Below are 17,066 nucleotides of genomic sequence, written 5' to 3' on the forward strand. Positions count from 1 at the left end.
ACACAACGGCGCTCGTCCGTCCGGGCGAGCGCATGGAGATTTTTATGTCAGTTTCCGCCCCGAACGCTGTCCTCTCGGTCAGCGGTATCGGTAAGACCTATGCGCAACCGGTGCTCACCGGCATCGATTTGACGCTGATGCGCGGTGAAGTGCTGGCGCTCACTGGCGAGAATGGCGCCGGTAAAAGCACGCTTTCGAAGATCATTGGCGGTCTGGTCACTCCGACCACGGGCCATATGCAGTTTCAGGGCAAGGACTATCGCCCGGGCAGTCGTACCCAGGCAGAAGACCTTGGCGTACGCATGGTCATGCAAGAACTCAATCTGTTGCCGACGCTGTCGGTGGCGGAGAATCTGTTTCTCGATAATCTGCCAAGCAATGGTGGCTGGATCAGCCGCAAGCAGTTGCGTAAAGCCGCTATCGAAGCCATGGCGCAAGTCGGCCTCGACGCGATCGATCCGGATACGTTGGTCGGCGAGCTGGGCATCGGGCATCAGCAGATGGTCGAAATCGCCCGGAACCTGATCGGCGATTGCCATGTGCTGATTCTCGACGAACCCACCGCGATGCTGACGGCGCGTGAAGTTGAAATGCTCTTTGAGCAGATCACTCGTTTGCAGGCGCGCGGCGTCTCGATCATCTACATTTCCCACCGCCTCGAAGAGCTGTCCCGTGTTGCCCAGCGCATTGCCGTGTTGCGTGACGGCAACCTGGTCTGTGTCGAACCGATGGCCAATTACAACAGCGAGCAACTGGTCACGCTGATGGTCGGTCGTGAACTGGGTGAACACATCGACATGGGCCCGCGCAAGATTGGCGCCCCGGCGTTGACGGTCAAGGGTCTGACGCGTTCCGACAAGGTGCGCGACGTCTCGTTCGAAGTGCGCGCCGGAGAGATCTTCGGGATTTCCGGGCTGATCGGGGCAGGGCGCACGGAATTGCTGCGGCTGATTTTCGGTGCCGATGTCGCCGACAGCGGCACGATATCGTTGGGCTCGCCCGCACAAGTTGTGAGTGTGCGTTCGCCGGTCGATGCGGTACGCAATGGCATCGCGTTGATCACCGAAGACCGCAAGGGCGAAGGCTTGCTGCTCAGTCAGTCGATCAGCGCCAACATCGCGTTGGGCAACATGCCGGAAATCTCCAGTGGCGGTTTCGTCAACAATGGCGACGAGATCGCCTTGGCGCAACGGCAGATCGATGCCATGCGCATCCGCAGTTCGAGCCCGACCCAGTTGGTGTCAGAGCTTTCCGGGGGGAACCAGCAGAAGGTTGTGATTGGTCGATGGCTGGAGCGTGATTGTTCGGTGCTGCTGTTCGATGAGCCGACTCGTGGCATCGACGTCGGCGCCAAGTTCGACATTTATGCCTTGCTCGGTGAATTGACTCGCCAGGGCAAAGCGCTGGTGGTGGTCTCCAGTGACCTGCGTGAATTGATGCTGATCTGCGACCGGATCGGCGTGCTGTCCGCAGGTCGTCTGATCGATACCTTCGAGCGCGACAGCTGGACCCAGGATGATTTGCTTGCCGCCGCGTTCGCCGGCTACCAAAAACGTGATGCGTTGCTCAACGAAGCGGCGCCTAGGGATCTCCCATGAAAACTGCATCTCCTGCCGGCAAACGTAGTGGCAATTTTTACGGGCTGGGTACTTATCTGGGGCTGGCCGGTGCCTTGCTGGCGATGGTCGCGCTGTTCTCGATCTTGAGCAGCCACTTTCTGTCCTATAACACCTTCAGCACCCTGGCCAACCAGATTCCCGATCTGATGGTGCTGGCAGTCGGCATGACCTTCGTGCTGATCATCGGCGGCATCGACCTTTCGGTGGGCTCGGTGCTGGCATTGGCGGCATCAACGGTCAGTGTCGCCATTCTCGGCTGGGGCTGGAGTGTTCTGCCGTCGGCGCTGCTGGGCATGGCGGTAGCGGCGCTGGCCGGCACCGTCACTGGTTCGATCACCGTTGCCTGGCGGATTCCATCGTTCATTGTGTCCCTCGGCGTGCTGGAAATGGCTCGCGGCCTGGCGTACCAGATGACTGGTTCGCGCACGGCTTATATCGGTGATTCTTTTGCCTGGCTGTCGAACCCGATCGCATTCGGCATCTCGCCTTCGTTCATCATTGCCTTGCTGGTGATCTTCATGGCCCAGGCGGTTTTGACTCGCACCGTGTTTGGTCGCTACCTGATCGGCATCGGCACCAACGAAGAGGCGGTAAGGCTGGCGGGGATCAATCCGAAGCCCTACAAGATTCTGGTGTTCAGCCTGATGGGGTTGTTGGCCGGTATCGCCGCGCTGTTCCAGATTTCTCGTCTGGAAGCGGCTGACCCGAACGCCGGCTCCGGTCTGGAGTTGCAAGTGATTGCTGCTGTGGTGATCGGCGGGACCAGCCTGATGGGCGGGCGCGGTTCGGTAATCAGCACGTTCTTTGGGGTGTTGATCATTTCCGTGCTGGCAGCGGGTCTGGCGCAGATCGGTGCGACCGAACCGACCAAACGTATCATCACCGGTGCAGTGATTGTCATCGCGGTCGTGCTCGATACCTATCGTAGCCAGCGCGCCAGTCGGCGGGGCTGAGCCATGGCGACTATCAAGGATGTGGCGGCCCTCGCGGGAATTTCCTACACAACCGTGTCGCATGTGGTGAACAACACGCGGCCGGTCAGTCAGGAAGTGCGGCGCAAAGTCGAGGCGGCCATCAAGAGCCTTGACTATGTGCCGAGTGCGGTGGCGCGCTCGTTGAAAGCCAAGACCACGGCAACCATTGGCCTTTTGGTACCCAACAGCCTCAACCCGTACTTCGCCGAACTGGCGCGGGGCATCGAGGATTACTGCGAGCGTAACGGCTACTGCGTGATCCTCTGCAACTCCGATGACAACCCGGAAAAGCAACGCAGCTATTTGCGCGTGTTGCTGGAAAAACGTATCGATGGGTTGATCGTCGCTTCGGCGGGCGGTGACAGTGGTTTGGCGCAAGGGTTGGCCGGGGTGAAGACGCCCATGGTGATTGTCGACCGTGGCCTCGATGGCGTGGATGCCGATCTGGTACGCATCGACCACGAATACGGCGCCTATCTCGCCACCCGCCATCTACTGGAGCTTGGCCATCGCGATATTGCAACGATCGGCGGTCCGGCGAGCACCAGCGTGGCGCAGATGCGTCAGGCCGGATATTGCCGGGCGCTGAAAGAGGCGGGCATAGAAATACGTCAGGCGCGCATGCTGGAAAGTGATTTCACCAGTACCGGTGGTTACAACGCCGCGGCGATCCTGCTCGAGAGCAACCCGCCGAGCGCGATTTTCGCCGGTAACGACATGATTGGTATCGGTGTGCTGCGTGCAGCGGCAGAGCGTAATGTGCGGGTGCCGAGTGATCTGTCGGTGATCGGCTTCGACGATATCCAGATGAGCCGTTATGTCTATCCGGCACTCACTACCGTCGGCCAGTCAATCCTGCAGTTGGGCGAAATGGCGGCCGAGGTGCTGCTGCGAAGACTTGCTACTCCAACTCTGGGCACGGATCAAAGGATCGTGACCCCGAGTATTGTCCTGCGCGAGTCGACCGCGCCGCTGTCCGGCGTGTTCACCGAATATCGCTGAAACCGAATTGACGAGTAATGATGTATGCCAGCAAATGTAGTGGTAATAGGCAGCCTGAATATGGATCTGGTGACCCGGGCGCCACGGTTGCCCCGGGGCGGTGAAACGCTGATCGGTCACTCCTTCGCCACCGTGTCCGGCGGCAAGGGTGCCAATCAGGCAGTGGCTGCCGCGCGACTGGGTGCACAAGTGGCTATGGTCGGTTGTGTCGGCAATGACGACTATGGCGTGCAATTGCGTGATGCCTTGCTGGCTGAGCAGATTGACTGCCAGGCGGTGAGCGTCGTCGAGGATTCCAGTGGCGTGGCGTTGATCGTTGTCGATGACAACAGTCAGAACGCCATCGTGATTGTCGCTGGAGCCAACGGCGCGATGACACCGGCGGTGATCGACCGGTTCGACGCCGTGCTACAGGCTGCCGATGTTGTCATCTGTCAGCTTGAAATTCCGGATGCGACGGTGGGCCATGCGCTCAAGCGCGCACGTGCGCTGGGCAAGACGGTGATCCTCAACCCCGCGCCAGCCAGCCGCCCGTTACCGTCGGATTGGTTCGCGGCCATCGATTATCTGATTCCCAATGAAAGCGAAGCCGCTGCATTGAGCGGCCTGCCGGTAGATTCGCTGGAAACCGCAGAAAGCGCTGCAAGTCACTTGATCGCGATGGGTGCGGGCAAAGTCATCATCACCCTCGGCGCCGAGGGCTCATTGTTCGCCAACGGCAAAGGCTTCGAGCATTTTCCTGCCCCCAAAGTGAAAGCCGTCGATACCACGGCGGCAGGGGATACCTTTGTCGGTGGTTTTGCCGCTGCCCTGGCCGCTGGCAAGTCCGAAGCTGAAGCGATTCGCTACGGGCAGATTGCCGCTGCATTGTCAGTGACTCGCGCTGGCGCGCAGCCTTCTATCCCAACAATGTCCGACGTACAGGCCTTTAAACCCGCATGAAAAAGACTCCTCTGCTCAATGTCGCGCTGTCGCGGCTGATCGCCTCCCTGGGCCATGGCGACATGGTGGTCATCGGTGACGCCGGGTTGCCGGTGCCGCCCGGTGTCGAATTGATTGATCTGGCGCTGACCCACGGCGTCCCGGATTTCGTCACCACGTTGAAAGTGCTGCTCAGCGAAATGCAGGTGGAAAGCCACGCGTTGGCCAAAGAGATTTTCGATAAGCAGCCGACGGCGCTCACCACGCTGGAGGCGTTGAATGAAGAGGGCGCACTGGGGCGTCGCGATCTGCTCAGTCACGACCAATTCAAGGTTCTCAGCCGACAGGCACGAGCGATTGTTCGTACAGGCGAATGTCAGCCGTACTGCAACATCGTTCTGGTCGCTGGGGTTACGTTCTGATTTTCGATTTCATCTGCACAAGGAATGCGCCATGCAACGCTATGCTCAAAAACTGCATCAACTGGTCCGGAGTCTGCTGCTTTTGTCCGTGATAACTGCAACCGGCGCTCATGCGGCGGAAAAAATCGACCTGATCATCGACACCGATCCGGGTGCCGACGACGTGGTCGCCTTGCTGTTCGCCCTGGCCTCGCCGGACGAACTGAATATTCGTGCGCTGACCACCGTGGCCGGCAACGTGCGCCTCGACAAGACGTCGCGTAATGCGCGTCTGGCTCGCGAGTGGGCAGGGCGCGAGGATGTACCGGTGTACGCCGGTGCGCCGAAACCGCTGATGCGTACGCCGATCTACGCCGAAAACATCCATGGCAAGGAAGGCCTGTCGGGTGTCACCGTGCATGAACCGAAAAAAGGCCTGGCTGAAGGCAATGCGGTCAACTACCTGATCGATACCCTGAAAAAAGCCAAGCCGCACAGCATCACCATCGCCATGCTCGGTCCGCAGACCAACCTGGCGCTGGCGCTGATCCAGGAGCCCGAGATTGTTCAGGGCATCAAGGAAGTGGTGATCATGGGTGGTGCGCACTTCAACGGTGGCAACATCACCCCGGTGGCTGAATTCAACCTGTTTGCCGATCCGCAAGCGGCTGAAGTGGTACTCAAGAGCGGCGTGAAGCTGACCTACCTGCCGCTGGACGTGACCCACAAGATTCTCACCAGCGATGCGCGCCTCAAGCAGATTGCAGCGCTCAACAACAATGCGAGCAAGATTGTCGGCGACATTCTCAACGAGTACATCAAAGGGGATATGGAGCATTACGGCATCCCGGGCGGCCCGGTGCATGACGCTACCGTCATCGCTTACCTGCTGAAGCCGGAACTGTTCACCGGTCGCTCGGTTAACGTGGCTGTTGATAGCCGTGAAGGGATCACTTTCGGTCAGACCGTCGTTGATTGGTACGACGGCCTGAAACAACCGAAAAATGCATTCTGGGTCGAGAATGGTGATGCCCAAGGCTTCTTCGATCTGCTGACTGAGCGCCTGAAACGCCTGAAGTAAGGCAAAGACCCGCAGGTGCCAGCCTGCGGGTCGCTACTCTCTCTCGGTGTCCGGTTTGCCCTTTGGGTCGTGCTGATACCTCTCGAACACTTGGGCTATAAACGTTTGCGCGCCTTGTGTTCCCATCGTTTTGACCAGCAGATCAATGCTGATCAATGCCAGCTCTTCCGAACTGCCCGGGCTGTATGAACTGTGCCCTTTCGGCCACAGGACTTTGATGTCGGCGGTGATGCTTACGGTGCTCATGAGTGCGCTCGAAAGGTCGGGAATGTCGGTGGACGAGTTAACCACTTTGTCGCTCGTTTGGCACTGCGACTTAGGCATGAGCACAACGCTATGCGACACTTGGTCTTTTCCGGCTTATCCAAGGATCGTGCTGTGCAGATCGATTTGAATACCCCTGACGGCCTTACGCTTGATGCCGTACGCCAATTGCTGGCGTCGGCCAGCGATGATGAGCACACGCAACTGCGCGTGACCAAGGGCGGTATTGCGTATATTTCTTCGGGCGTGACGGGCGGTCAGGACATTGATGGCCTGTTGTTTCGTCTGGAAACCTGGGCCAAGGGTTCAGGCTATGTGGGAAATGTCGCGGCCAGCGACGAAGTGTGGGTGATGCAGATTTTCAATGCGCTCAAAGACAACTGGCCGAATCCACCTTACGACTACATCGACGTCTACTGAGCTCGTTAATATTCAGTCACGATTGATTGATGAAGGGGTGAGGGCTGCTCAGGCAAACTCGGCGTTTTTCCGGTCGTGGGGCAGGGGGATGGCATTTGTCATGAAACCAAACGCCGCATTGGCGGTCGCACGATCTCAGCTTAATCATTTGAAAGTAAGGAGGCTTCATGCCTTTGAAGTTCGCGACACTGGGTGCACTTATGGCCGCTGCCATGTTGGCCGGTTGCAGTACGACCTCCAGCGAGTCGGCAAAGGATCCTGTGGCGCCAGAAGCTGGTAGCCGCTGTGAAGCGACGGCAGCGGAGTTCGCCATTGGCAAGAAAGCTTCGCCCGCATTGCTGGAGCAGGCCCGAGCGAAAGCCGGTGCGCAAAACGCACGCTTCCTCAAGCCCGATGACATGATCACCCTGGAATACCGCTCCGATCGCTTGAACCTGAACACCGATAACGCTCTGGTGGTTACCCGCGTCAACTGCGGCTGATCGCCGAGCGCTTTTGTTTCAGGCATAAAAAACCCCGTCACATGGACGGGGTTTTTTTAGTTCTGCTCAGAAATTACTCTGGGCGAACCTGTGCTGCTTGCATACCCTTTTGGCCTTTCTCAGCCACGAAAGAGACGGTCTGGCCTTCTTTCAGGCTTTTGAAACCGTCGGATTCGATAGCTTTGAAGTGTACGAACAGGTCGTCACCGCCACCTTGAGGAGTGATGAAGCCGAAGCCTTTTTCATCGTTGAACCACTTAACGGTGCCGGTTTGGCGATTAGACATGGTGTATCTCCAAGAAACATATATTTTTCAGTACTGTGCTGCTCAGGCCAACTGGGCACACCCGGGTATCATAGTCGAAATGTTCGCTTTGGTAGCCCCCCGGACGTGCTGTTTGCCAATCAGTCGTGTTTTCTTTGCTGCCTTTGTACGCTGAAAGCCCCGGTTTCAAAGGCTTTTAGCGAAAAGTAAAGACAATAAAAAAACCTGTAAAACCTGCATAAATCGTCCGAAAAGGCTCAAATTCAGCCGTTTTCAGGGGCGCTGAGCCGAGTCAGAAGTGCTTTTTACTTACTTTTTTGCCGGGGTGTTGGCTTTGCATTTGGCAATTTGGCCCAGCGCTTTCTGCTTCAATTCAGGCGTAGCCTTGTTGTCCATCAACGCCTGAATGTCGCTGGCCGGATAAGACTTGATGGCATCTGCACCACAAGCACAGTGAGATTTGGCAGCAGCGGCGCCGATTTGTGGAGTAGCCGCCTGGGTGCACTGTGCCATGTATTTCTCGCGTTCGCCCTTCGGCCAATCAGCGTGAGCGGCCAGCGGCACCAACAGAACAATAGGGGCGACTACGGCGAATAAGGTGTTCAGACGCATGCGAGGATGCTCCTTGTGGGTCAATGTCTTGTTATCTGAGGGGGTAAAGGCCTCTCAAGTTCAGCACTCTGGCATAAAAACGGACGATTTGCCTTCTGCTCAAACAGAGGCATAAGTGACCGCTCATCTGTGCTAGCATGCCGGGCTCAAGCGTTTACAGGCACCGGATGACTTTCCGTCCCGGCTGCGGTCAGCGTGCGAACATTCTGATTTGAATCCCAGTCACTCTGGTTCGGTTTTCCGGTTGGCCGCAAGGCTCCTGCCGCTGTAAGGCAGGCGTTCGTCATTGAATGGCCTGGATCGGATCTTGTACTGGCTCATCCCAACCCACGTGACCTTTGGTAGGGGTCACCACTAGGAGAGGAGGCGCCATGCCAACTATTACTCTTCCCGACGGCAGTCAACGTTCATTCGATCACCCGGTTTCCGTAGCCGAGGTCGCCGCATCCATTGGTGCAGGCCTGGCCAAAGCCACCGTGGCCGGCAAGGTCAATGGCAAGCTGGTTGACGCCAGCGACATCATCGACAGCGACGCGACGCTGCAAATCATCACGCCAAAGGATGAAGAGGGGCTGGAGATCATTCGCCACTCTTGCGCGCACCTTGTTGGCCATGCGGTCAAGCAGTTGTACCCGACTGCCAAAATGGTGATCGGGCCGGTCATCGACGAAGGCTTCTATTACGACATCGCCTTCGAGCGTCCTTTCACTCCGGACGATATGGCCGCCATCGAGCAGCGCATGCAGCAGCTGATCGAAAAAGATTACGACGTCATCAAGAAGGTCACTCCGCGCGCCGAGGTGATCGAAGTGTTCAAGGCCCGCGGCGAAGACTACAAGCTGCGTCTGGTCGAGGACATGCCGAACGAGCAGGCGATGGGCCTGTACTATCACGAAGAATACGTCGACATGTGCCGCGGTCCGCACGTGCCGAACACGCGCTTCCTGAAATCCTTCAAGCTGACCAAGCTGTCGGGCGCCTACTGGCGCGGCGACGCCAAAAACGAGCAGTTGCAGCGCGTTTACGGCACCGCTTGGGCAGACAAGAAGCAGCTCGCGGCTTACATCCAGCGCATCGAAGAAGCTGAAAAGCGCGATCACCGCAAGATCGGCAAGCGTCTGGGCCTGTTCCATACCCAGGAAGAAGCGCCGGGCATGGTGTTCTGGCACCCGAACGGCTGGACTCTGTACCAGGTGCTCGAGCAATACATGCGCAAGGTGCAGCGTGACAACGGCTACCTTGAGATCAAGACGCCGCAGGTCGTTGATCGCAGCCTTTGGGAGAAATCCGGGCACTGGGCCAACTACGCCGACAACATGTTTACCACGCAGTCGGAAAGCCGCGACTACGCCATCAAGCCGATGAACTGCCCTTGCCACGTGCAGGTGTTCAACCAAGGCCTGAAGAGCTACCGCGAGCTGCCGATGCGTCTGGCCGAGTTCGGTGCCTGCCACCGTAACGAGCCATCGGGCGCGCTGCACGGCATCATGCGCGTGCGTGGGTTCACTCAGGACGACGCCCATATCTTCTGTACTGAAGAGCAGATGCAGGCCGAATCCGCTGCGTTCATCAAGCTGACCATGGACGTATATCGCGACTTCGGCTTTACCGATGTCGAGATGAAGCTGTCCACTCGTCCGGAAAAACGCGTCGGTTCCGACGAGCTGTGGGATCGCGCTGAAGCCGCACTGGCTGCAGCCCTTGATTCTGCGGGCCTGCCGTACGATCTGCAGCCGGGTGAGGGCGCGTTCTATGGTCCGAAAATCGAATTTTCGCTGAAAGATTGCCTCGGTCGCGTCTGGCAATGTGGTACCTTGCAGCTCGATTTTAACCTGCCTGTCCGTTTGGGCGCTGAATACGTCTCCGAAGACAACAGCCGCAAACATCCAGTGATGTTGCACCGTGCGATCCTCGGTTCCTTCGAGCGTTTCGTCGGGATTCTGATCGAGCACTATGAAGGTGCATTCCCTGCGTGGCTCGCGCCAACCCAGGCGGTGATCATGAATATCACTGATAAACAGGCAGATTTTGTTGCAGAAGTAGAAAAAACTCTCAACGAAAGCGGATTTCGTGCCAAGTCCGACTTGAGAAATGAAAAGATCGGCTTTAAAATCCGCGAGCATACTTTGCTCAAGGTTCCCTATCTTTTGGTTATCGGAGATAAGGAAGTCGAGATGCAGACTGTCGCTGTGCGTACTCGTGAAGGTGCTGACCTGGGCTCGATGCCCGTCGCCCAGTTCGCTGAGTTTCTCGCGCAAGCGGTTTCCCGGCGTGGTCGCCCAGATTCGGAGTAATTATTATTAAGCGTGAAATGAGACAAGATAAACGAGCTGCACCGAAAGCCCCGATCAACGAGAATATCTCGGCACGCGAGGTTCGGTTAATTGGCGCTGATGGCGAGCAGATTGGCATCGTCTCGATTGATGAAGCGCTTCGTATTGCTGAAGAAGCAAAGCTTGATCTGGTAGAAATCTCTGCCGACGCAATCCCACCGGTTTGCCGGGTGATGGATTACGGCAAATCTATCTTCGAAAAGAAGAAACAGGTTGCAGCGGCGAAGAAGAACCAGAAGCAGATTCAGGTAAAAGAAATCAAGTTTCGTCCAGGGACGGAGGAAGGGGATTACCAGGTAAAACTGCGCAACCTGGTACGTTTCCTGAGTGATGGGGACAGGGCCAAGGTATCCTTGCGATTCCGCGGCCGTGAGATGGCCCACCAGGAGCTGGGGATGGAACTCCTCAAGCGGGTTGAAGCTGACCTGCTCGAGTACGGTTCGGTCGAACAGCATCCTAAGATGGAAGGACGCCAACTGATCATGGTCATCGCCCCGAAAAAGAAGAAGTAATCATCAGGGCACGGCAGGCCTTCTGATTATGTTTATCAACTGAATGCGGAGTATCCGAACATGCCAAAAATGAAAACCAAAAGTGGTGCTGCTAAGCGGTTTCTGAAAACTGCTAACGGTATCAAGCACAAGCACGCTTTCAAGAGCCACATCCTGACTAAAATGTCGACCAAGCGTAAGCGTCAACTGCGCGGTAGCAGCTTGCTGCATCCGTCTGACGTGGCAAAAGTCGAGCGCATGCTGCGCCTTCGTTAATTTTAGTCAAGAATAGAGGAAGTAACTCATGGCTCGTGTAAAGCGTGGCGTCATTGCCCGTAAACGTCACAAAAAAATTCTGAAACTTGCTAAAGGCTACTACGGCGCACGCTCGCGCGTATTCCGTGTTGCCAAGCAAGCGGTAATCAAGGCAGGCCAATACGCCTACCGTGACCGTCGTCAGAAAAAACGTCAGTTCCGCGCTCTGTGGATCGCTCGTATCAACGCTGGTGCGCGTGTTAACGGTCTGTCCTACAGCCGTTTCATCGCTGGCCTGAAAAAAGCGTCCATCGAGATCGACCGTAAGGTTCTGGCTGATCTGGCAGTGAACGAAAAAGCGGTGTTTGCTGCGATTGTCGAGAAAGCTAAAGCCACCTTGGCTTAAGTACCCCCGACAATCACCCGGTCTCACTTCCGTGGGGCCAGGTGGTAAACGTCTTAAATAGGGGAAGAGCCTTCAAGCTCTTCCCCTATTTTGTATCTGGAGTCTGTACATGGAAAACCTGGACGCGCTGGTCTCTCAAGCTCTAGAGGCTGTGCAAAGCGCTGAAGATATCAATGCCCTGGAGCAAATCCGGGTTCAATACCTTGGCAAAAAGGGCGAATTGACTCAGGTGATGAAGACCCTGGGGAATTTGCCGGCAGAAGAGCGTCCACAAGTTGGCGCCCTGATCAACGTTGCCAAGGAACGTGTAACAGGCGTTCTCAATGCGCGCATGGCCCTGTTTGAAGAAGCCGAACTGGCTGCCAAACTGTCCGCCGAGTCCATTGATGTGACGTTGCCGGGCCGTGGTCAGACCTCCGGTGGTCTGCATCCGGTGACCCGGACTCTGGAGCGTGTTGAACAGTTCTTCACTCGCATTGGCTACGGCATCGCCGAAGGTCCTGAGGTCGAAGACGACTATCACAACTTTGAAGCGCTCAACATCCCAGGCCATCACCCGGCCCGGTCGATGCATGACACCTTTTATTTCAACGCCAACATGCTGCTGCGCACCCATACCTCGCCGGTACAGGTCCGCACCATGGAATCGAAGCAGCCACCGATCCGCATCGTCTGCCCAGGCCGTGTGTACCGTAGCGACTCCGATATCACCCACTCGCCGATGTTCCACCAGGTCGAAGGCCTGCTGGTCGATCGCGACATCAATTTTGCCGATCTCAAAGGCACCATCGAAGAGTTCCTGCGGGTGTTCTTCGAGAAAGAACTGGCCGTACGTTTCCGTCCTTCGTACTTCCCGTTCACCGAGCCATCCGCTGAAGTCGATATGGAATGCGTGATGTGTAGCGGTAAAGGCTGCCGCGTCTGCAAGCAGACCGGCTGGCTGGAAGTGATGGGCTGCGGCATGGTTCACCCGAACGTGCTGCGCATGTCCGGCATCGATCCGGAAGAGTTCTCCGGCTTTGCTTTCGGTATGGGCGTCGAGCGTCTGGCCATGCTCCGTTACGGCGTGAACGACTTGCGTCTGTTCTTCGACAACGACTTGCGGTTCCTCGCGCAATTTCGCTAGTCGTAACGAATTCTTAGGAGAGCAGGATGAAATTCAGTGAACAATGGCTGCGTGGCTGGGTTAGCCCGCAGGTAGATCGCGACGAGCTGGTTGCTCGTCTGTCGATGGCCGGTCTTGAGGTCGATAGCGTTACGCCGGCCGCCGGTGTATTCAGTGGCGTGGTGGTGGGCGAGGTGCTGAGCACCGAGCAACACCCTGATGCTGACAAGTTGCGTGTGTGCCAGGTCAGTAATGGTGCGGAAACCTTCCAGGTCGTATGCGGTGCGCCAAACGTGCGTCCGGGCCTGAAGATTCCGTTCGCCATGATCGGTGCCGAGTTGCCAGGCGACTTCAAGATCAAGAAGGCCAAGCTGCGCGGCGTTGAGTCCAACGGCATGCTTTGCTCGCAAGCCGAGCTGCAAGTCGGTGAAGGCAACGACGGTCTGATGGAACTGCCGGCCGATGCGCCGGTGGGCGAAGATTTCCGTGTGTATCTGGATCTGGAAGACGCCAGCATCGAGGTTGACCTGACCCCGAACCGTGGCGACTGCCTGTCCCTGGCCGGTCTGGCTCGTGAAGTCGGCGCGCTGTACGCCGTTCCGGTCACCCGTCCTGTCGTGATGACTATTCCTGCCGTGCACGAAGAAGTGCGTTCGGTAGAAGTCCTGGCGCCGGCTGCCTGCCCGCGATACCTGGGCCGTGTTATCCGCAACGTTGACCTGTCCAAGCCTACGCCGCTGTGGATGGTCGAACGCCTGCGCCGTGCCGAAGTGCGCAGCATCGACGCTGCCGTCGACATCACCAACTACGTGATGCTCGAGCTGGGTCAGCCGCTGCACGCTTTCGATCTTGCCGAAATCAATGGCGGTATCCGCGTGCGCATGGCGGAAGAGGGCGAGAAACTGGTTCTGCTCGACGGTCAGGAAGTTAGCCTGCGTAGCGATACGCTGGTGATCGCTGACCACACCCGCGCTCTGGCGATTGCCGGTGTGATGGGTGGCGAGCACAGCGGCGTGTCCGCGACCACTCGCGATGTATTCCTGGAAAGTGCGTTCTTCGATCAGATCGCGGTCGCGGGCAAAGCTCGTTCCTACGGCCTGCATACCGATGCTTCGCACCGTTACGAGCGTGGTGTGGATTGGCAGCTGGCCCGTGAAGCCATGGAGCGGGCCACCGGCCTGCTGCTGGAAATCACTGGCGGCGAAGCCGGCCCGATCATCGAGACAGTCAGCGAGCAACATCTGCCGTCGATCGCGCCGATCACCCTGCGTGCCCAGCGCATTACCCAGATGCTCGGCATGGAAATGGATTCGGCGCAGGTCGAGCGTCTGCTCAGCGCCTTGGGTCTGAACATTTCCGCCGATGGTGCAGGCCAGTGGCGCGTAGAAGTGCCAAGCCATCGCTTCGACATTAGTCTGGAAGTCGATCTGATCGAAGAGCTGGCTCGCCTGTACGGCTACAACCGTCTGCCGGTTCGTTACCCGCAAGCGCGTCTGGCGCCACAAGCCAAGGCTGAAGCGCGTAGCGATCTGCCGGAGCTGCGTCGTCTGCTGGTGGCGCGCGGTTATCAGGAAGCGATCACTTACAGCTTCATCGATCCAAAGCAGTTCGAACTGTTCAACCCAGGCGTCGAGCCGCTGTTGTTGGCCAATCCGATCTCCAATGACATGGCCGCTATGCGTCCGTCGTTGTGGCCGGGTCTGGTCAAGGCGTTGCAGCACAACTTGAATCGTCAGCAGGATCGCGTGCGTCTGTTCGAAAGCGGTCTGCGCTTCGTTGGTCAGCTGGAAGGTCTGAAGCAAGAGCCGATGCTGTCCGGTGTTGTCTGCGGTAGCCGTCTGCCGGAAGGTTGGGCGCAGGGTCGCGATACTGTGGACTTCTTCGACGTCAAAGCTGACGTAGAAGCTGTACTGGGTTTTGCCGGTGCGCTGGACTCGTTCACTTTCGCACCGGGCAAACACCCGGCGCTGCACCCGGGTCAAACCGCACGCATTGAGCGCGAAGGGCGTGAAGTCGGCTTCATCGGCGCCATTCACCCGGAACTGTCGAAAGCTTTGGGTCTGGATCGTCCAGTCTTTGTTTTCGAGCTGGTTCTGGCGGAAGTGGCACTCGGTAAAATGCCGAAATTCCACGAGTTGTCGCGCTTTCCTGAAGTGCGTCGTGACCTTGCACTGATCGCGCACAAAGACGTTGCAGCCTCGGCTGTATTGGACGTAATCCGTGAAAATGCAGGCGAATGGCTCACAGATCTAAGGCTGTTTGACGTTTATCAGGGTAAAGGCATTGATCCTGATAGAAAAAGCCTTGCAGTTGGCTTGACCTGGCAGCATCCATCGCGCACTCTTAATGACGATGAGGTGAATTCGACGACGCAAAATATCCTCACCTCGCTCGAACAAAGGTTGAACGCCACGTTAAGGAAGTGACGTATGGGGGCTTTGACGAAAGCTGAGATGGCGGAACGTCTGTATGAAGAGCTGGGCCTGAACAAGCGGGAAGCCAAGGAATTGGTCGAACTGTTTTTCGAGGAGATCAGGCACGCTCTTGAAGACAACGAGCAGGTCAAATTGTCCGGTTTCGGCAATTTCGATCTTCGGGACAAACGCCAGCGGCCTGGCCGCAACCCGAAAACGGGGGAAGAAATCCCGATCACGGCTCGCCGTGTGGTCACCTTTCGTCCAGGGCAGAAGTTGAAGGCCCGAGTTGAGGCTTATGCTGGAACCAAGTCATAACGACGAACTACCCGTCATCCCGGGCAAACGCTACTTCACCATTGGTGAAGTCAGCGAGCTGTGTGCCGTAAAGCCACACGTGCTGCGCTACTGGGAGCAGGAGTTTCCTCAACTCAACCCCGTCAAACGCCGCGGAAACCGCCGGTATTATCAGCGCCAGGACGTGCTGATGATCCGGCAGATCCGCGCGCTCCTTTACGATCAGGGTTTTACCATCGGCGGCGCACGTTTGCGTCTGTCCGGCGATGAAGCCAAAGACGACACCACCCAGTACAAGCAAATGATCCGCCAGATGATCGCCGAGCTCGAAGATGTGCTGGTGGTACTCAAGAAATAAAAAGCTGCGTTTGAATACTTCCAGTTTTCAAAAGCTTGCGATATATTCTTGAGCGCTCTTAGAGGTGAAGAGCGAAATGCAACATCAGTCGGGGCGTAGCGCAGTCCGGTAGCGCACTAGCATGGGGTGCTAGGGGTCGAGTGTTCGAATCACTCCGTCCCGACCATATAATTCAAGGGGTTGCGAGATTTTATCTCGCGACCATTTTTTATTTTTGGTCGTTTTTACCCCCACAAAACCACTGGCTCTGGGTGGAATCCTCGCGGCTTCCGCGTGGGCGGACGCAGTCTTTGGCGCTCACGCGTGGTCTCTTTACCAATGTTGTTTGGTCTTTCTCTTCAGGTCCTGATGTTTTTGAGTGTTTAAGACTATTTTCTTGCTTATTGAGAACTACATACAGGTCAACCAGCAGCTTGTTTATCTCAGGTCGCTCGGGTCATCCTGCGTACTCGGTAGTTAGGCTTGGGCGGCACCGGGATCGTATAGCCGTCGGGGACTAAACTGCGTAGGTCGTAGCCCATCATGAACAATCCAGCTTCAAAGGCGTGGCAGCGGTCTACCAGGTGAGGCTGCTTGGCGAATAGTTCGGACCCTTCTAGCGCCGCGCGAATGATCCAACCTAATTGGAGCTGGCGCCGTGCCCAAAGGTGGCGACTGGTGGTGGAGAGTCGCGGTGTACCGTTGTAGCCAAGCTTTAAGTCTTGTGGGTTTCGAATCTGGTCGCCAATCCCTGGCCCCCAGGCGAAGTCCAGTGCCTGCGACGCAGTGGTGCCGGTGCCTTGGCGGTACAGGTGGTAGAGCAGCGCGATGGCGGCACCGACCCGGCCGTCATAGATGGGAGAGCCTGTGGTGTCAAGCAGGGCATGGATCTTAGTCATGCCCGAGTCGAATCTTAGGATCTTCTGCTTGGTGAGGTGGTTGAGCTGCTGCTTGCGGTCCAGCGCGAGAAGCGCCTGGCACTGCTTTAGGTAATTCACCAAGTTCTTATCGTGCATTTGCTCCTTGAGGAATCCGACGGCGCCATCGACATTTCCCCACGCTAGGATCGCTTCGCAGGCTCCATGCGTGGCGAACTCATCGCGGGCGCGAACCGCCAGGCGCAAGCGAATACGCAGCCGGCGCAGCTCCGCCTTAACCGTCTCCCAGTTCCCGCCCCACTGGTATTCCGCCTGAACCGCTTCGATACCTTGAACCTTGCAGTCGATCGCTTTGCGCACAAACCTGCTGCGCGCGACCTTCAGATGCACTGGCAGAGTGGGGAGGTTTTCGATTAGCCACTCGATAAGGCCGAGCACGTCCGGTTGCTCGAGAAACTGCTTGCGATTCATTCCATGGTTCCTAGTCGCGTCGTGATGAGGATGAAGCT

At 57.2% G+C, this 17,066-nt stretch carries 20 protein-coding genes and 1 tRNA gene; 17 read left to right on the forward strand and 4 right to left on the reverse strand.

Annotation, left to right across the window (positions count from 1 at the left end):
* Nucleotides 1-44 precede the first annotated feature (44 nt).
* From KI231_RS10240 to KI231_RS10265, 6 genes are read left to right on the forward strand one after another with little or no spacing between them, the layout of a single operon-like run.
* On the forward strand, nucleotides 45-1,598 hold the full coding sequence (locus KI231_RS10240; protein ID WP_213028143.1) for a sugar ABC transporter ATP-binding protein: 1,554 nt from the start codon (nucleotides 45-47) through the stop codon (nucleotides 1,596-1,598).
* On the forward strand, nucleotides 1,595-2,572 hold the full coding sequence (locus KI231_RS10245; protein WP_103304887.1) for an ABC transporter permease: 978 nt from the start codon (nucleotides 1,595-1,597) through the stop codon (nucleotides 2,570-2,572). Before KI231_RS10240 ends, KI231_RS10245 begins: the two co-directional genes overlap by 4 nt.
* A 3-nt stretch (nucleotides 2,573-2,575) precedes the next feature.
* A complete protein-coding gene (locus KI231_RS10250; RefSeq protein WP_213028144.1) occupies nucleotides 2,576-3,595 on the forward strand; it encodes a LacI family DNA-binding transcriptional regulator in 1,020 nt (339 codons plus the stop codon).
* 24 nt (nucleotides 3,596-3,619) lie between these two features.
* On the forward strand, nucleotides 3,620-4,537 hold the full coding sequence (gene rbsK / locus KI231_RS10255; protein WP_213028145.1) for a ribokinase: 918 nt from the start codon (nucleotides 3,620-3,622) through the stop codon (nucleotides 4,535-4,537).
* A complete protein-coding gene (gene rbsD, locus KI231_RS10260) occupies nucleotides 4,534-4,938 on the forward strand; it encodes a D-ribose pyranase (RefSeq protein ID WP_103304890.1) in 405 nt (134 codons plus the stop codon). Before rbsK ends, rbsD begins: the two co-directional genes overlap by 4 nt.
* 31 nt (nucleotides 4,939-4,969) lie before the next feature.
* Nucleotides 4,970-5,998 carry a nucleoside hydrolase gene (locus KI231_RS10265; protein WP_103304891.1) on the forward strand — a complete coding sequence of 343 codons (1,029 nt, stop codon included), beginning with the start codon at nucleotides 4,970-4,972 and terminating at the stop codon, nucleotides 5,996-5,998.
* A gap of 33 nt (nucleotides 5,999-6,031) precedes the next feature.
* Here KI231_RS10265 and KI231_RS10270 read toward each other — a convergent pair whose 3' ends face one another.
* Nucleotides 6,032-6,244 carry a hypothetical protein gene (locus tag KI231_RS10270; protein WP_103304938.1) on the reverse strand — a complete coding sequence of 71 codons (213 nt, stop codon included), beginning with the start codon at nucleotides 6,242-6,244 and terminating at the stop codon, nucleotides 6,032-6,034.
* A gap of 132 nt (nucleotides 6,245-6,376) precedes the next feature.
* Between KI231_RS10270 and KI231_RS10275 the strand changes: the two genes are divergently transcribed.
* Both KI231_RS10275 and KI231_RS10280 read left to right on the forward strand, forming a co-directional pair.
* On the forward strand, nucleotides 6,377-6,682 hold the full coding sequence (locus KI231_RS10275; RefSeq protein ID WP_007913485.1) for a hypothetical protein: 306 nt from the start codon (nucleotides 6,377-6,379) through the stop codon (nucleotides 6,680-6,682).
* Nucleotides 6,683-6,849: 167 nt separating this feature from the next.
* Complete coding sequence (locus tag KI231_RS10280) at nucleotides 6,850-7,164, forward strand: I78 family peptidase inhibitor (protein ID WP_103304892.1); 315 nt, start codon at nucleotides 6,850-6,852, stop codon at nucleotides 7,162-7,164.
* 73 nt (nucleotides 7,165-7,237) lie between these two features.
* On the opposite strand, the gene KI231_RS10285 is transcribed toward KI231_RS10280, so the two are convergent.
* Nucleotides 7,238-7,450 carry a cold-shock protein gene (locus tag KI231_RS10285; protein WP_003179963.1) on the reverse strand — a complete coding sequence of 71 codons (213 nt, stop codon included), beginning with the start codon at nucleotides 7,448-7,450 and terminating at the stop codon, nucleotides 7,238-7,240.
* Nucleotides 7,451-7,738: 288 nt separating this feature from the next.
* On the reverse strand, nucleotides 7,739-8,041 hold the full coding sequence (locus KI231_RS10290) for a hypothetical protein (RefSeq protein ID WP_213028146.1): 303 nt from the start codon (nucleotides 8,039-8,041) through the stop codon (nucleotides 7,739-7,741).
* Between the two features lie 371 nt (nucleotides 8,042-8,412).
* Between KI231_RS10290 and thrS the strand changes: the two genes are divergently transcribed.
* From thrS to KI231_RS10335, 9 genes are all read left to right on the forward strand, one after another.
* Complete coding sequence (gene thrS / locus KI231_RS10295) at nucleotides 8,413-10,335, forward strand: threonine--tRNA ligase (protein WP_103304894.1); 1,923 nt, start codon at nucleotides 8,413-8,415, stop codon at nucleotides 10,333-10,335.
* Nucleotides 10,335-10,886, forward strand: coding sequence for a translation initiation factor IF-3 (gene infC / locus KI231_RS10300; protein ID WP_171057393.1), 552 nt, complete (start codon nucleotides 10,335-10,337; stop codon nucleotides 10,884-10,886). The genes thrS and infC overlap by 1 nt, the downstream gene beginning before the upstream one ends.
* Before the next feature lie 60 nt (nucleotides 10,887-10,946).
* Nucleotides 10,947-11,141, forward strand: coding sequence for a 50S ribosomal protein L35 (gene rpmI, locus KI231_RS10305; protein ID WP_002553160.1), 195 nt, complete (start codon nucleotides 10,947-10,949; stop codon nucleotides 11,139-11,141).
* A 28-nt stretch (nucleotides 11,142-11,169) separates the two neighbouring features.
* Complete coding sequence (gene rplT / locus KI231_RS10310) at nucleotides 11,170-11,526, forward strand: 50S ribosomal protein L20 (protein WP_007913489.1); 357 nt, start codon at nucleotides 11,170-11,172, stop codon at nucleotides 11,524-11,526.
* Nucleotides 11,527-11,635: 109 nt separating this feature from the next.
* Entirely contained in the window at nucleotides 11,636-12,652 is a 1,017-nt protein-coding gene (pheS, locus tag KI231_RS10315; protein WP_003226365.1) for a phenylalanine--tRNA ligase subunit alpha, read from the forward strand.
* A 26-nt stretch (nucleotides 12,653-12,678) separates the two neighbouring features.
* Nucleotides 12,679-15,057, forward strand: coding sequence for a phenylalanine--tRNA ligase subunit beta (pheT, locus tag KI231_RS10320; RefSeq protein ID WP_213028147.1), 2,379 nt, complete (start codon nucleotides 12,679-12,681; stop codon nucleotides 15,055-15,057).
* Between the two features lie 3 nt (nucleotides 15,058-15,060).
* On the forward strand, nucleotides 15,061-15,363 hold the full coding sequence (ihfA, locus tag KI231_RS10325) for an integration host factor subunit alpha (protein ID WP_002553164.1): 303 nt from the start codon (nucleotides 15,061-15,063) through the stop codon (nucleotides 15,361-15,363).
* A complete protein-coding gene (locus tag KI231_RS10330; RefSeq protein WP_003179985.1) occupies nucleotides 15,344-15,700 on the forward strand; it encodes a MerR family transcriptional regulator in 357 nt (118 codons plus the stop codon). The genes ihfA and KI231_RS10330 overlap by 20 nt, the downstream gene beginning before the upstream one ends.
* Before the next feature lie 89 nt (nucleotides 15,701-15,789).
* A tRNA-Pro gene (locus KI231_RS10335) sits at nucleotides 15,790-15,866 on the forward strand.
* Between the two features lie 256 nt (nucleotides 15,867-16,122).
* Here KI231_RS10335 and KI231_RS10340 read toward each other — a convergent pair.
* The gene (locus KI231_RS10340; RefSeq protein ID WP_213028148.1) at nucleotides 16,123-17,028 is read right to left on the reverse strand and encodes a hypothetical protein; all 906 of its coding nucleotides are present in this window, start codon (nucleotides 17,026-17,028) and stop codon (nucleotides 16,123-16,125) included.
* Between the last annotated feature and the right edge of the window lie 38 nt (nucleotides 17,029-17,066).

This window comes from Pseudomonas sp. Seg1 (assembly GCF_018326005.1).
Taxonomy (GTDB): Bacteria; Pseudomonadota; Gammaproteobacteria; order Pseudomonadales; family Pseudomonadaceae; genus Aquipseudomonas.

Coding starts and splice junctions, on each gene's coding strand:
- KI231_RS10340 (WP_213028148.1), bottom strand. CDS start 17,028: ATGAATCGCAAGCAGTTTCTCGAGCAACCGGACGTGCTCGGCCTTATC.
- KI231_RS10250 (WP_213028144.1), top strand. CDS start 2,576: ATGGCGACTATCAAGGATGTGGCGGCCCTCGCGGGAATTTCCTACACA.
- KI231_RS10330 (WP_003179985.1), top strand. CDS start 15,344: ATGCTGGAACCAAGTCATAACGACGAACTACCCGTCATCCCGGGCAAA.
- KI231_RS10270 (WP_103304938.1), bottom strand. CDS start 6,244: ATGAGCACCGTAAGCATCACCGCCGACATCAAAGTCCTGTGGCCGAAA.
- pheS (WP_003226365.1), top strand. CDS start 11,636: ATGGAAAACCTGGACGCGCTGGTCTCTCAAGCTCTAGAGGCTGTGCAA.
- KI231_RS10240 (WP_213028143.1), top strand. CDS start 45: ATGTCAGTTTCCGCCCCGAACGCTGTCCTCTCGGTCAGCGGTATCGGT.
- rbsK (WP_213028145.1), top strand. CDS start 3,620: ATGCCAGCAAATGTAGTGGTAATAGGCAGCCTGAATATGGATCTGGTG.
- KI231_RS10245 (WP_103304887.1), top strand. CDS start 1,595: ATGAAAACTGCATCTCCTGCCGGCAAACGTAGTGGCAATTTTTACGGG.
- KI231_RS10280 (WP_103304892.1), top strand. CDS start 6,850: ATGCCTTTGAAGTTCGCGACACTGGGTGCACTTATGGCCGCTGCCATG.
- rbsD (WP_103304890.1), top strand. CDS start 4,534: ATGAAAAAGACTCCTCTGCTCAATGTCGCGCTGTCGCGGCTGATCGCC.
- pheT (WP_213028147.1), top strand. CDS start 12,679: ATGAAATTCAGTGAACAATGGCTGCGTGGCTGGGTTAGCCCGCAGGTA.
- KI231_RS10265 (WP_103304891.1), top strand. CDS start 4,970: ATGCAACGCTATGCTCAAAAACTGCATCAACTGGTCCGGAGTCTGCTG.
- rplT (WP_007913489.1), top strand. CDS start 11,170: ATGGCTCGTGTAAAGCGTGGCGTCATTGCCCGTAAACGTCACAAAAAA.
- KI231_RS10285 (WP_003179963.1), bottom strand. CDS start 7,450: ATGTCTAATCGCCAAACCGGCACCGTTAAGTGGTTCAACGATGAAAAA.
- ihfA (WP_002553164.1), top strand. CDS start 15,061: ATGGGGGCTTTGACGAAAGCTGAGATGGCGGAACGTCTGTATGAAGAG.
- rpmI (WP_002553160.1), top strand. CDS start 10,947: ATGCCAAAAATGAAAACCAAAAGTGGTGCTGCTAAGCGGTTTCTGAAA.
- KI231_RS10290 (WP_213028146.1), bottom strand. CDS start 8,041: ATGCGTCTGAACACCTTATTCGCCGTAGTCGCCCCTATTGTTCTGTTG.
- thrS (WP_103304894.1), top strand. CDS start 8,413: ATGCCAACTATTACTCTTCCCGACGGCAGTCAACGTTCATTCGATCAC.